Origin of the sequence: Streptomyces sp. NPDC059248 (assembly GCF_042753905.1) — a bacterium.
Lineage (GTDB): Bacteria > Actinomycetota > Actinomycetes > Streptomycetales > Streptomycetaceae > Streptomyces.
This window is the reverse complement of sequence record NZ_JBHYZV010000007.1, coordinates 106,057-119,475: the sequence shown is the minus strand read 5'-3', so window position 1 is coordinate 119,475 and position 13,419 is coordinate 106,057. Positions and strand designations below refer to the sequence as shown.

General features: G+C 72.3%; 9 protein-coding genes and 1 pseudogene. 4 read left to right on the top strand and 6 right to left on the bottom strand.

The window, feature by feature from the left end:
* Positions 1–62 precede the first annotated feature (62 nt).
* The 3 genes from ACFXG1_RS05170 to ACFXG1_RS05160 form a co-directional block, all read right to left on the bottom strand.
* Complete coding sequence (locus tag ACFXG1_RS05170) at positions 63–1,358, bottom strand: M14 family metallocarboxypeptidase (RefSeq protein WP_384717811.1); 1,296 nt, start codon at positions 1,356–1,358, stop codon at positions 63–65.
* The gene (locus ACFXG1_RS05165) at positions 1,355–3,352 is read right to left on the bottom strand and encodes a Xaa-Pro dipeptidyl-peptidase (protein WP_384717814.1); all 1,998 of its coding nucleotides are present in this window, start codon (positions 3,350–3,352) and stop codon (positions 1,355–1,357) included. The genes ACFXG1_RS05170 and ACFXG1_RS05165 overlap by 4 nt, the downstream gene beginning before the upstream one ends.
* A gap of 395 nt (positions 3,353–3,747) precedes the next feature.
* Complete coding sequence (locus ACFXG1_RS05160) at positions 3,748–4,242, bottom strand: hypothetical protein (RefSeq protein ID WP_384741108.1); 495 nt, start codon at positions 4,240–4,242, stop codon at positions 3,748–3,750.
* 330 nt (positions 4,243–4,572) lie between these two features.
* Between ACFXG1_RS05160 and sph the strand changes: the two genes are divergently transcribed.
* On the top strand, positions 4,573–5,586 hold the full coding sequence (gene sph / locus ACFXG1_RS05155) for a sphingomyelin phosphodiesterase (protein ID WP_384723699.1): 1,014 nt from the start codon (positions 4,573–4,575) through the stop codon (positions 5,584–5,586).
* A 232-nt stretch (positions 5,587–5,818) separates the two neighbouring features.
* Positions 5,819–6,886: a S1 family peptidase gene (locus ACFXG1_RS05150; RefSeq protein ID WP_384716576.1), complete on the top strand. Its 1,068-nt coding sequence runs from the start codon at positions 5,819–5,821 to the stop codon at positions 6,884–6,886.
* 197 nt (positions 6,887–7,083) lie between these two features.
* Here ACFXG1_RS05150 and ACFXG1_RS05145 read toward each other — a convergent pair whose 3' ends face one another.
* A complete protein-coding gene (locus ACFXG1_RS05145) occupies positions 7,084–7,227 on the bottom strand; it encodes a hypothetical protein (RefSeq protein WP_384716579.1) in 144 nt (47 codons plus the stop codon).
* A 901-nt stretch (positions 7,228–8,128) separates the two neighbouring features.
* Here ACFXG1_RS05145 and ACFXG1_RS05140 point away from each other — a divergent pair.
* Positions 8,129–8,368, top strand: a pseudogene (locus ACFXG1_RS05140) (LuxR C-terminal-related transcriptional regulator); the annotation flags it as partial.
* Positions 8,369–8,398: 30 nt separating this feature from the next.
* Here ACFXG1_RS05140 and ACFXG1_RS05135 read toward each other — a convergent pair.
* Complete coding sequence (locus ACFXG1_RS05135; protein WP_384716582.1) at positions 8,399–9,580, bottom strand: response regulator transcription factor; 1,182 nt, start codon at positions 9,578–9,580, stop codon at positions 8,399–8,401.
* Positions 9,581–10,234: 654 nt separating this feature from the next.
* Here ACFXG1_RS05135 and ACFXG1_RS05130 point away from each other — a divergent pair.
* Complete coding sequence (locus ACFXG1_RS05130) at positions 10,235–11,116, top strand: MerR family transcriptional regulator (RefSeq protein ID WP_384716585.1); 882 nt, start codon at positions 10,235–10,237, stop codon at positions 11,114–11,116.
* A 30-nt stretch (positions 11,117–11,146) separates the two neighbouring features.
* On the opposite strand, the gene ACFXG1_RS05125 is transcribed toward ACFXG1_RS05130, so the two are convergent.
* Positions 11,147–13,402: a 3-hydroxyacyl-CoA dehydrogenase NAD-binding domain-containing protein gene (locus ACFXG1_RS05125; protein WP_384741102.1), complete on the bottom strand. Its 2,256-nt coding sequence runs from the start codon at positions 13,400–13,402 to the stop codon at positions 11,147–11,149.
* Positions 13,403–13,419: the final 17 nt, after the last annotated feature.

Below are 13,419 nucleotides of genomic sequence, written 5' to 3'. Positions count from 1 at the left end.
CGTATTGCCTGGGATATGCCCTACCACAGGTGCCCCGTGCCGCCGTGGACGACGGGCCCGGTTCAGCAGGTCGTGACCGGCTGACCCGGCGTCAGGTGATAGGTCGCACGCGCGTCCAGCAGCAGGGGTACGAGCGCGCGCTGCGACTGGCGCAGCGGTACGAAGGCCCCGCCGTCGCGCCCGGGCAGCGCGGCGACGCCGTGCAGGGCAAGCTCGTCCCGTACGTCCGCCCACTGGGCCGGGGCGAGCCGGTAGCCGCACGGGGGGTCCGCCAGGGTCTCGTCACCGGTCGCCGGGTCGTTGTCGGCGCCGCCGAGATAGACGGGACCGCGGTCGAGCAGTCCGGTGAGCCGGGCGGTGGTGGTCGCCGCCTCGATCCGGCCGCGCCGCTCGTCCGTGAAGGAGTAGAGACCGTCGAGCGCGGCGAGCTGACTGTCCACCCGGCGGCGGTTGTTGACGGACTCGTCGGCCAGTTCCTCGGGTGTCATCGCGTCCACCCGGCTCTCGATGAGCAGCCCGACGGCGTTCTTGACCCCGGTGGCGTTGCGCAGGATGCGTTCCTGTCCGTCGCCCGCGACCTGCCGGATCGGCTCGCCGGTCACCGGGTCGGTCCAGACGCCGTACGTCCCGGTGTTGAAGCCCTCGTCGTGCGCGGCGGGGCGGACGTACCGGCCGGACAGGGTCTTCGACTCCTCGTGCACCTTGGGGTGGGTGTTGAGGTTGCGCGGCCAGAGGTCGAAGAGCTGCTTGTCGTAGTAGCGGGGGGTGGAGCTGTACTCGTGCAGGTCGTAGACGACGTCGGGGCGGTGGTCGCGGACGACGGCGGCGATCGTCCGGCCCTCGGCGGTCTTCAGGGCGAGATGGTCGCGGTTGATGTCGATACCGTCGCCGTTGCCGCGGGTGTCGGCGGCCCGGCCGTCGGGGTTGGCGGTGGGTACCACCAGGATCTTCGTCCGGTCGAGCAGCCGCCGGGTCTCCCGGTCGCGGGCGAAGGCCAGATCGCGGACGGTCGACAGACATGCCTCCCGGCCCGACGGCTCGTCGCCGTGCTGGGAGCAGATCAGCAGCACCGTGCTGTCGGCGTGCCGGTTCCCGACGGTGACGAGCTGGATCGGCCGGTTCTGCTTGGTGGTGCCGGCCCGGGCGATCGAGACCCGGTCGCTGCCCCGGTCGACGGCGGCGAGGAAGGTCTGCTCGGCGGGCTGCCCGGTCCAGCGGGTGCCTCCGCTGGTCTCGAACTCGGTGCGCGGCGCGCGCGGTGGACCGTCGCCCGCCGCGTGGGCGGGGGCGGCGAACAGGGGGAGGGCGAGAGCGGCCGAGGCCGCCCCCACGACGAGGGCGCGGATACGGGGATTCATCGGTGCTGGTCTCCGGGGATCGGGTCGATCGGGCGCGGGCTCGTGACGGAGTCGGACAGGTCGACCCGCCCCGGGGCGGCGGGGTCGGCGGCTCGGGCGGTGGCCGCGGCGAAGGCGGAGGCGCCGCCGACGAAGGGCAGCCGGGCTCCGGTCCGCGCCAGATCGAGGGTGAGGGTGGGTGTGGTGTCGGGGGGCTGAACGAGATGGCGGTCGGTGCCCGCGATGATCAGCGCGAGCCGGTGCCCGGCCGGGACCACATGGTCGCTCGCGTGCAGATCGAGGGTGATCGTGTGCTTCTCACCGGGGGTGAGGGGCCTGCCGACGGCGTCGGACGCGTGATTGCCGAGATCGGCCCAGCCGCGGCTGAAGACGGTGAAGCCGACGTCGGCGGTGGCGGCCCTCGTCTCCTTGAAGCAGGCGCTGTCGCCGGGGGCGCTCTCGCCCCAGCAGGTGCGCTCGCCGAGGGTGGCGATGCCCTCGCCGGGGCCCGTGTAGTCGCGGATCGTATCGGGTCCGAGGTCCACGAGGACGGCGGTCAGATGGGCGCTGGTGGTGGTCGGGGTGGCGGTCACGGTGACCGTGCCGGAGCCGGAGAGCCGCAGATCGCGGGTGAGGGGCCCGGTGACGAACCCGGCCTTCTCGGTGGTGGTCCGGTCGATCGCCCGCGACCAGTCCAGCTCGTTCAGCTGGGGCGCGTCCGTGAAGGTCTCGCCGGCGCCGGGGCGGGCGGGCTTCAGGGTGAGGGTGCCGACGCCGGGCTGTGCGCCGTTGCCGGGGCGGACCGTGACGGCCCGGGTGCCGCTCGGCGGCCAGACACGGTCCGTGGTCCACCGGTCGGGGGCCCGTTCGATATCGGCCATGGGCTCGTCGTCGATGCCGTTGTCGTAGCCGAGGAGGTAGTGGTCGAACCAGCGGTGGAGGGTACGCACCCAATCGGCCCGGCGGAAGTCGAAGGGGTCGACATGGCCGGCCTGGGAGAGCCAGACCTTCCGCTCGACCCCGGCCTTCGCCAGGGCGTCCCACCACTGGCCGAAGTGCTTGCCGCGCACATTGAGGTCCTGCATGCCGTGGACGGCGAAGACGCTGGCCTTCACCTTCGCAGCATCGGGCACGTAGTCCCGGTCGGCCCAGAGCCGGGTGAGATCGCCGCTGCGCGGGGCGCCGTCGACCAGCCGCTGCTTGACGGCCTCGCAGCGGCCCGCGGCCTCGGGGCTCTCGACCCGGCGCGCGAGCCGGTCCGGGCCACTGCCGAAGAGCGGAGCGCCCTTGGCGAAGTAGTAGTCGTACCAGGTGGAGATCGCGCCGATGGGCACGATGGTCTCCAGACCTTCGACCCCGGTGGCGGCGACGCCGTTGGCGACGGTGCCGTCGTAGCTCTTGCCGATCATCCCGGTACGGCCGGTGGACCAGTCGGCGCGGGCGCGCTCGGCGCCGGTCCTGGTGGTGTAGCCGCGGGCGCGGCCGTTGAGCCAGTCGACGACGGCCTTGGCGGACTGCACGTCGGACCGGCCGCCGATGTCGACACAGCCGTCGGAGCGGTTGGTCCCGGCCAGGTCGACGGCGGCGAAGGCGTAGCCGCGCGGGACGAAGTAGTTGTCGTAGTGGAGGGGGAACTGGACCGGCTTGCCATCGGCGTCGTAGGTCTTGAGCTGGCTCTCGTTCCCCCGCCCGCAGCAGGAGTAGTACGGACTCGCGTCCATGATCACCGGGATGCGGCGGCCCTGGGCCGCGGCCTCCCGGGGGCGGACGATGTCGACGGCGACCCGGTCGGTCCGGCCGTCGCCGTCACCGTCGATCCGGGTGTCCACCCAGACGGATTCCCGGATCGCGGTCGCGTAGGAGTAGACGGGTCTGCTCTCCCGGATCGCCGCGGTCCCCGGATCGGGAGCGGCCTCGGCGCCCACCGGGGTGAGGGCGAACGCCATCAGGGCGGCGGCCAGGGCCACCGGCAGCGATCTGTACGTCAGGCGGGTGCTCCGCGCACGTATCGGCATGGGCGGACGGTACTCCCCGGAGCCGCGGAGCGACAGAGGGCGACGGCGAGGTCGGCGGGGCGGGAGAGACTCAGGCGCTCGATGAGGTGCCGATCGGTACTGATTTGTGGTGTTCCGGGTGTTTCGCGACGGGGGTCACGGGAGCGGCGGGAGTGAGGGGAGCGATACGGGGCCGGAGCCGCTCGGGTCCGTGCGGCCGGGGCTCCGGTGCGGGGGCCGCACGGGTTCGGACGTCACCGCCGCCGCGCCCGGGCCGGGCGGGTGGCCGGGCGGCCGGGCCGGGCCACCAGGGCCGTCCGAACCGTCCGAACCGTCCGAACCGGGAACGCGGAACGCCCGCGCGGGGAACGTTTCCGTTCCCCGCGCGGGCGTTCGTGCGGTGTGACGCCGGGCGGTCAGCTGCCCGAGCGACGGCTCTCGGAGGGAGCCGGGACCGGCTCGCCGACGATGCGCTCGGCGAGCGAGTGGGCCCAGGTGTCGACGTCGGCGCGGAGCGCGGCCTCGGCGACGACCTTCTCGGCCTCGATGGCCGCGGTGCCCTCGGCGACGATGCGCTCCTTCTCGCGCAGCCCCTCCTCGCGGGCGGCGGCGATCAGGGCGGTGCCCTCCTCCTGGGCCCGCTGGCGGGTGTGGGCGGCCTCGTGGCGGGCCTCCGCGAGGATGGCCTCGCGCTGGGCGCGGATCTCCTCGGCCTCGGTGCGGACCTCGTCGGCCGCGTCCATGACGCCCTGCGTCTTCGCCTCGCGCTCCGCCATGATCGCCGCGGCGCGCGGCAGCAGCCGGCCCGCGAGCACGGCGTAGACGATCGCGAAGGAGACGAATCCGATGACGAGACCCCAGCCCGTGGGATTCAGCGGGCCGATGTCCAGGGGAAGAAGCTTGTCGTTCAAGGGCTCGTCCTGCCTTGTCCGTAGGTGTCCGTCAGCGTGTCGACAACGTTCGTCGGGTATCGGCGCCCTTCGGCGGATGCCGGTGCCCTCCGGGATGTCCGCCGGAGGACGGGGCAGTCGGCCGCCGAAGAGTCGCGCGCACCCACGGGCGCGGGACGCGACGGCGGGCGATCTCGATCCTACCTTTGTCCGCAAGGAACCCGGCACCTGGTCATTACCTGACGGTAACCGCGACTGATTGGATGGTTCCGACGCCATCGCCGTGCCCCCGACCCAGGAGTCAACGTGCCGCGATCCCCCCTTTCCCTCCTTTCCTCCCCTTCCCCCCTTTTGGCCCACCCCCGCGCCGCCGCCCTGATACGGCGCGCGGCGGCCGGCGCCGTTTCGGCGGCGCTCGCCGCGGGCCTGGTGGCGACCGCTCCTCCGGCCGCCGCCGCGGACGGCGCGCCCGCCACCCCCGCCGGGACCCCGGGCCTGGACGTGCTCACGTACAACGCGTTCCTCTTCAGCAAGGCCCTGTACCCCAACTGGGGTCAGGACCACCGCGCCCGGGAGATCGCAGCGGCGCCGTTCTTCCGGGGCCAGGACGTGGTCGTGGTCCAGGAGGCGTTCGACAACGCGTCGTCGGATCTGCTGCGGAACCGGGCGGCGGCGGAGTATCCGTACCAGACCCCGGTCCTGGGCCGGAGCCGCGCCGGCTGGGACGCGACGGGCGGCGCCTACTCCGCCACCACACCCGAGGACGGCGGAGTCACGGTCCTCAGCAAGTGGCCGGTCGTCCGCAAGGAGCAGTACGTCTACCGGGACGCATGCGGCGGGGACTGGTTCTCCAACAAAGGCTTCGTCTATACGGTCCTGGACGTGAACGGCTCCCGGGTCCATGTGGTGGGCACCCACGCCCAGTCCACGGACCCGGGGTGCGCCTCCGGCGAGGCGGCGACGGTACGGGCCCGGCAGTTCCGGGAGCTGGACGCCTTCCTCGACGCCAAGGGCATTCCCGCGTCGGAGCAGGTCCTGGTCGCGGGCGACCTGAACGTGGACCGGCACTCCGCCGAGTACGCCGCGATGCTCACCGACGCGGGCCTGGTGGCGGAGGACCGAAGGACCGGCCACCGGTACTCCTTCGACACCCGGGAGAACTCGATCGCGGCGGAGCGCTACCCGTCCGACCCGCGCGAGGATCTCGACCATGTACTGCACCGGGCCGGACACGCCCGGCCCGCCGAGTGGACCAACGAGGTCGTCGCGGAGCGCACCGCGCCGTGGAACGTCCGGAGCTGGGGGCGGACGTACACGTACACCCATCTGTCGGACCACTATCCGGTGATCGGCTCCGGACGTTAGAGGCACGTCCGGGCGGCTCGTCGCCCGCGTCCGGGCCGCCCGCGCGGGCGACGGACCGTCAGCACCCCGGCGCCCGCGGCTTCCCGCGAGCCCCATCCGCACCTCCACGCGCCCTTGTCGACATGACAGGACCATGTCACATTGATCCGGCGGCCCGGGCCGGGTCCGGTCCACACTGCTCTTCGCAAACCCCCACATTTCATCCGAGGACCACTGCGAAGGAGACTCCCCCATGAGACGCACTCTCGGCGCGCGGATCGTTCTGTCCCTCCTGCTGGCGCTGCCCGCCGCGGGCGTCGGAGCCGGTTCCGCCGCCGCGGAACCCGTACCGTCGCCGGGCCCCGGAGTCGCCGCCGGGGCCGCCGTCTACGCCCTCGACGCCCGGCTGGAGGGGGCGTTGGGCGACCGCGGCGCGGGTTCGTACCTCGACAGGAGTACGGGAGAGCTGGTCGTCGCCGTGACAGACGGCGCCGCCGCCGACGAGGTCCGCGCCTCGGGTGCGCGGGCCCGGATCGTCGAGCGGTCCACGGCGCAGCTGGAGGACGCGATGGGCGTCCTGGAGGCGCGGGCGAAGATCCCCGGCACGTCGTGGGGTATCGATCCCTCGGCCAATCAGGTCGTCGTGGAGGCCGATCAGTCGCTCGGCGTCCGGTCGCTGAACCGGCTGAAGGCGGTCGCGGCGAGCCTCGGCGACGCCGTGCGCGTCGAGCGCGTCCCCGGGGTGTTCACCCAGGAGGTCACCGGCGGGGACGCGATCTACGGCGGCGGCTACCGCTGTTCGGCGGCGTTCAACGTGGTCGCGGGGAACACCCGCTACTTCCTCACCGCGGGCCACTGCACCAATGTGGCCGGCTCGTGGTCCGCGTCCTCGGGCGGGGCGCAGATCGGGGTGCGCGAGGGCACCAGCTTCCCCACCAACGACTACGGGATCGTCCGGTACACCGGTTCCGACGTCCCGCCGGGCACGGTCAACCTCTACAACGGCGGCTACCAGGACATCACCTCGGCCGCCGACGCCATCGTGGGCCAGTCCCTCCAGAAGAGCGGCTCCACGACCCGGGTGACCAGCGGGACCGTCACGGCCGTGAATGTGACCGTCAACTACAGCGACGGCCCGGTGTACAACATGGTCCGTACGACCGCGTGCTCCGCGGGCGGCGACAGCGGCGGGGCGCACTTCGCCGGCGCGACGGCGCTGGGCATCCACTCGGGCAGCTCGGGCTGCTCGGGCACGAGCGGCTCCGCCATCCACCAGCCGGTGAAGGAGGCGCTGTCCGTCTACGGGGTCGCCGTCTACTGACCCGGCAGCCGGTGGCCGAGCCTTGAGCGCCGTACACATGGCCCTTGAGTGTCGGCTACCGGCCGCACGCGGCCGTCCAGTCCTGCGATACGAGGAGCCCCGCACCCTTGCCGATTCGGGCGGGCAGTGCGGGGCTCTCTCTGTTCAGCGCAAGGTGAAGCTCAGCCGTCCAGTACGTTCATCAGGCGTGCGCCGCCCTACCCGCCGAGTACGGCGATGCCGCGAAAGAACTCGATGCGGGTCCGGTATACGGGCTTGTCGTGCGCCTCGCCAAGGTCGGTTGCCCGCATGCCGCCGTTCGTGAGGCCGGTGACCGCCACGTCGGCCTCGACGGTGCCCAAGCGGACGGCGTAGCGGTTGCTCCGACGGGCGCCTGTCCGTACGGCGGAGAACCCTCCAACTCGGGCTGACCCACTGAACGGGGAAGAACAATCACACGCTTCACATGTACTCGCCTTGCGTCGGCCACTGCGTCTCTCGGAGCGGGTCTGCTGCTGGGCTTGGTGGGCCCCGTTTCCGGGAAATGGGACAATTCTGTTTGCGTCGCCGTGAGTATCGTTTTCTCTAGTGGCTGGCCGTGGGCCTGCTACGCATTTATGGTGGGCTACTTACGTCGCTCTAAAATCGAGTCGACACTGCTCGCATCTTCAGGATTGGCCATTGCCGTAGTCGCGTACTACCTTTTCAAGGATATGAATCCCACCATTCCGGCCGGAATGGAACCCGCCACATCGATTCCGGATGGAATGGAGATGGAATCTGGCAGCTCCAGCGAGGGGCCGATCCTCTTGTGGGGGATGGCCGCTTTCGTTTTTGGCGCACCTTTGGGGCTCATTGGAAACGTGGCGCGAACGTCCGGAATCGCTGGTCTTCTATTCCGTCTGCTAGTTCCGTTGATTGCCTTCTTCGAGGCGACTCAGCGATTGAACGTCGAGGCGGAATCGGAGGGGCCGACTTTCAGTCTGACCTGGAACGTGATTCGCGTCGCAGCATGCGTCGCTGCCGTGGCTCTCATGGGGCATACGGTGTGGAGCTGGCGCGTTCGGCGTAGCCGAGTCGACGGGCGAACGGAACCTGCCGCGCCCGCACGGCGTCTCTGATCTCGTTCTCACGCTATCCACGGGCCCGAGCGTCCGCGCTGGTCCGGGCGCGGTGGCTACAGCTCGAAGTCCAGATGGACCACGTTGTCGATCTGTACTGGCTTTCGCATCTCAGGTGGAGGTCTTGCTCGGTCTGCTTGGCATCCTCGCCCGCCGCCGGGATCCGCTGGCCCGGCTGACCCCGCGGGAACGGGAGGTCCTCGCCCTGGTCGCGGAGGGCCGCTCGAACGCGGCGGTGGCGCGGGCCCTGTTCGTCACCGAGGCGGCGGTCGCCAAGCACATCGCGGGCATCCTGCAGAAGCTGGATCTGCCCCCGGCCCCGGACGACCACCGGCGGGTCCGGGCGGTCCTGGCGTATCTGCGGGACGCGGGCGGCGTCTGACGGTCCGGCGGGCCGGGTGCCGTGTCCGGGTCAGGATCTGGCGGGTCGCCGGGTGCGGGCGGACGCCGAGGTGCGGCGGGCCGGTGCCGGGGCGCGGTGGAGCAGGACGTCCGACGGCGGGTCGGCCGGTGAGCGGACGGACGCCCCGATGTGCTGGGCCATCAGCAGCGCGACCAGTTCGCGGCGGCTGCGTACCCCCGTCTTGGTGAAGACGGACTTCAGATGGTCCTGCACGGTCGCCGGGGTGAGATAGAGCGTGCGGGCGATCTCCTGGGTGCTGTGTCCCCGGACGGTGTGCAGCGCCACCTCCTGCTCGCGGGCGCTGAGCCGGTGCGCCATCAGCGTCAGCGGCATCACGTCGAGCGGGGAGGCGGGCTGGGCCACGACGGCGACCCGGCCGTCGGCGCGCCCGTCCAGCAGGGACGCGTGCAGCGAGATCCACCCCCCGGCCGGTCCGCGCAGCCGGGCGACGGCGGGCGCGACGGGCCGTCCGGCGGCGGCGTTGGCGCGGGCCCGCTGGACGACCGTGACGACGGCGGTGGGCACCCCGCCGATCCGGGTCATCTCCTCCGAGAGTCCGGCCAACAGCTCCTGCGCCTGCGGATCGGCGCTGACCAGCCGCCCGGAGGGTCCGACGACCAGGACGGCGGTGATCTGCGCGGGCCCGGTGAGGGTCCCGGGGTCGGTGACCGAGGCGTCCCGCAGGGTCTCGGCGACGGTCCGCGCCACCCGCTCGGCCAGTCTGATCTCCCGCGGCGCGTACGGCCGGGAGCCGTCGCCCCGCATCAACGCGGCGGCGCCCCACCGGCCCCCCTGCGCGTCCAGGTTCATCCGCAACTCGTCTGTATAGCCGAACTCCTGGAGGAGTTCGCGATAGCGGATGCTCTGCTCGGGCCGTCCGCCGGTGGCGCGGTGCACGGTGTCGGCGAGCCGCCCGGACTCCCGGATGCCGCTGAAGCGGGTGGGGTCGTCGGACCACACCTCCAGCACCACGGCCCGGTCGAAGCCCGCCGCCGGCAGATCGGTGGAGACGGTCGAGGTGATGAAGCCCGTGACGGGGTCCGCGCCGTGCCAGCAGCCCGCGTCGTAACCGAGGACCGGCCGCAGCAGATCGTGGACTTCCCGGAAGAACACGTCCAACGGCAGTCCGGAACGGCCGAGTTCGGCGACGGCGGCGAGCGTCCTGCGCTCGACATCACGGAACGAAGTCACCGAACTACCATACGAGTCCGGAGGTCAACCTCCCACATCGCTGGGATGTCTTCGGCCATCCGCCACCGACAGGATCGATCCCGGTTCCCCCGGCCCCAGGGGGAACCGAGGCCTCGTTCGTCGTCACGTACCACCGTCGTGATCGTCTCTCGGCCCGTCGCCGGGCCGTTCCGCCGTTTCGATCGCGTCGCCGCACCACTGGTTTCTCCGACTCCGACACACCTCACCGTTCCCCCCACTCACCCCCACTCACCCCCACTCACGCGAAGGAGCTGATGCCTCCCCCAGGGCCTCGCCCCGTCCTCCGGCAAGAGGACGCGGGCGCACCGCCCGGCCGCGCCGGACCCGGAACGCCGACACCACACCCGGGTCCGTTCGATTCGGCCACCCAGGGCCCGGCCCCGCCGCGGACGGGCCCGACCACCCCGGTCCGCCCGGAGCCGCGCCCCACCGGAGCCCCGCCCCTTCCGCGAGAGGGGTGGGGCTCCGTCATGCCCGGCCCCGTTCACCCCGTTCATCCCGTTCACCCCGCCGCGGTCGCCCGGTCCCTCACGGAACGGCCCGGCCGTGGTCGGGGGCTTTCAACAGTGCCGGTGAGACAGCAATACTGTTCCACCCGGGCTGTGGACGACGTCCGGGGAAGCGAGGCGCACGATGGCTGGTGGCACCACCGCGGTCCACGGCGGCGGCAGTGCGGACGCACCGACGCTGACGGTGGACGAGCTGGCCGCGCGCGCCGGGGTCACCGTGCGCACGATCCGGTTCTACGGGACCCGCGGGCTGCTGCCGCCGCCGGTGATCGGACCGCGCCGGGTGGGGCGGTACGGGGCCGGGCATCTGTCGCGGCTCGCCCTCATCGAGGAGTTGCAGCGGCAGGGGATGACGCTCGCCGCGATCGAGCGGTACCTGGGGCGGTTGCCGCCGGATGTCGGGGCCCACGATCTGGCGATCCACCGCGCGCTGGTGGCAAGCTGGATACCGGACTCCGCCGAGGTGGTGACCCGGGAGGGGCTGGCGCGACGGCTCGGGCGGACGCTCGACGACGGGGACGTGGAGCGGCTGGGCGCGATGGGGGCGGTGGCGCCGGGGGCCGAGCCGGGGACGTACCGCGTCGAGCCGGGGCTGCTGCCGCTCGCCGCGCGACTGCTCGACGTGCCGATCCCGTACGAGACCATCATCGCCGCCCGTACCGTCCTGGTCGAGCACACCCGGTCGGCGGCGCACGAGCTGGCCCGGCTGTTCCGGGACGAGGTGTGGCAGCCCTACCGGGACCGGGAGGCCGGGGTCGGCGAGGGCGACGGGGACGGCGACGGCGACGGCGACGGCGGACCGGTCCCGGGGAGCCCCGAGCGGGCCGCCGAGGCCATCCGGAGTCTGTCGGAGCCGATCCGGCCCCTGGTGGTGCAGGCGCTGGTCACGGCGTTCCAGCGGTCCCTCAAGGAGGAGCTGAGGACCGCCTTCGCCGAGGGGGCGCCTTCCGTCGAGGACGGGGAGGACAAAGACGACGGGGATCCCGGGGAGGACGGGCCGGGGTAGGCTCCCGGCCCGCCGTCCTCCCCCGCGCCGTTACTCCGTCCCGTCCGCGAAGCGTTCGCCGCGTTCCGCCTTGGCGACCAGCAGCGCCGGGGGTTCGAACCGCTCGCCGTACCGGGCGGCCAGTTCGCGCGCCCGGGCCACGAAGCCCGGCAGCCCGCCCCCGTACCCGTTGACGTACTGGAGGACACCACCGGTCCAGGCCGGGAAGCCGATCCCCATCACCGAGCCGATATTGGCGTCGGCGACCGAGGTGAGGACGTTCTCCTCCAGACAGCGCACCGCGTCCAGCGCCTCGGAGAACAACAGGCGTTCCCGCAGGTCGGCGAAGGGGACATCGACGGCGTCCGGCCGGGCGAAGTGCTCCCGCAGCCCCGGCCACAGGCCGGTCCTGGTGCCGTCGTCCGCGTAGTCGTAGAAGCCCGCTCCCCCGCTCCGCCCGGTCCGGCCGAACTCGTCCACCATCCGGTCGACCACCGCGTCCGCCGGGTGCGGGGCCCACTCCCCGCCGGCCTCCTCCACCGCGCGCCGGGTCTCGTCGCGGATCCGGCGCGGGAGGGTGAGGGTCAGTTCGTCCATCAGGGCGAGGACCTTCGCGGGGTATCCGGCCTGGGCGGCGGCCTGTTCGACGGAGGCGGGGGCGACCCCCTCTCCGATCATGGCGACGCCCTCGTTGATGAACCGTCCGATGACCCGGGAGGTGAAGAAGCCCCGGGAGTCATTGACCACGATGGGGGTCTTGTTGATCTGCCGGACCAGGTCGAACGCCCTGGCCAGCGCCTCGTCACCGGTCTTCCGGCCCTTGATGATCTCGACCAGCGGCATCTTGTCGACGGGGGAGAAGAAGTGCAGCCCGACGAAGTCCGCGGGCCGGTCGACGCCTTCGGCCAGCTCGGTGATGGGCAGGGTGGAGGTGTTGGAGCAGAGCAGCGCGTCCGGCGCGACGGCCTCCCGCACCTCCCGGAACACCCGGTGCTTGAGCGCCGTGTCCTCGAAGACGGCCTCGATGACGGCGTCGCAGCCCGCGAGGTCGGCGAGGTCGGCGGTCGGGGTGATCCGGGCGAGCAGCGCGTCCCGCTTCGCCTCCGTCGTCCGCCCCCGGGCGAGCGCCTTCTCCAGGAGTTTCACGGAGTACGCCCTGCCCCGCTCGGCGGCTTCGGCGTCGACGTCCTTGAGTACGACGTCGATCCCGGCGCGGGCGCAGGCGTAGGCGATCCCGGCGCCCATCATCCCCGCGCCCAGGACGGCGACCTTGGTGACCTTGCGCGGCTCGAAGCCCCGCGGCCTGGCGGCGCCCGCGTTCACGGCCTGGAGGTCGAAGAAGAACGCCTGGATCATGTTCTTGGCGGTCTGTCCCGTCACCAGCTCGGTGAAGTAGCGCGCCTCGATGATCTGCGCGGTCTCGAAGTCGACCTGGGAGCCCTCGACGGCGGCGGCGAGGATATTGCGCGGCGCCGGGTAGGGCGCGCCGCCGGTCTGCTTCTTCAGATGGGCCGGGTAGGCGGGCAGATCGGCGGCGAAGCGGGGGCTGGCGGGGGTGCCGCCGGGGATGCGGTAGCCCTTGACGTCCCAGGGCTGCCGCGAATCCGGGTGGGCGTCGACGAACGCGCGGGCCCGGGCGAGCATCTCGTCCGCCGTGTCGGCGACCTCGTGGACGAGGCCGTTCTCCAGGGCGCGCCGGGGCGGGTACTGGGTGCCCTGGAGGAGCACCTTCAGGAGTGCGTCGGCGATCCCGAGGAGCCGTACGGTCCTGGTCACACCGCCCGCGGCGGGCAGCAGCCCGAGGGTGACCTCGGGCAGTCCGATCCGGGAGCCGGGGGCGTCGAGCGCGATCCGGTGGTGGCAGGCGAGGGCGATCTCGTAACCGCCGCCGAGCGCCGTGCCGTTGATCGCGGCGACGACGGGCACGCCGAGGGTCTCGATCCGGCGCAGGGCGCGCTTGACGGTCATCCCGGTGTCGAACGCCACCCGGGCGTCGTCGGGGCCGAGCCGGATCATCTCCTTGAGGTCGCCGCCCGCGAAGAAGGTCTTCTTGGCGGAGGTGACGACGATGCCTCGGATGGAGTCGCGTTCGGCTTCGGCGCGGTCCGCGACGGCGGTGAGGGAGGCGACGAACGCCTGGTTCATGGTGTTGGCGGACCGGCCCGGGTCGTCGAGGACGAGGGTGACGACTCCGGTGTCGTCCGCTTCCCAGCGGATGGCGGTGCTCACAGGGTTCTCGGTCGGCTCGGTCGGCTCAGTGGGCTCGTTCGGCTCGGTCGGCTCGGTGGTCGCGGTGCTGGTGGTCATGGCTGCGGTCTCCGGGA

Bases quoted from the DNA above. Each gene is read 5' to 3' on its own strand.
- ACFXG1_RS05170 (WP_384717811.1), bottom strand. From the start codon at position 1,358: ATGAATCCCCGTATCCGCGCCCTCGTCGTGGGGGCGGCCTCGGCCGCT.
- ACFXG1_RS05125 (WP_384741102.1), bottom strand. From the start codon at position 13,402: ATGACCACCAGCACCGCGACCACCGAGCCGACCGAGCCGAACGAGCCC.
- ACFXG1_RS05165 (WP_384717814.1), bottom strand. From the start codon at position 3,352: ATGCCGATACGTGCGCGGAGCACCCGCCTGACGTACAGATCGCTGCCG.
- ACFXG1_RS05150 (WP_384716576.1), top strand. From the start codon at position 5,819: ATGAGACGCACTCTCGGCGCGCGGATCGTTCTGTCCCTCCTGCTGGCG.
- ACFXG1_RS05130 (WP_384716585.1), top strand. From the start codon at position 10,235: ATGGCTGGTGGCACCACCGCGGTCCACGGCGGCGGCAGTGCGGACGCA.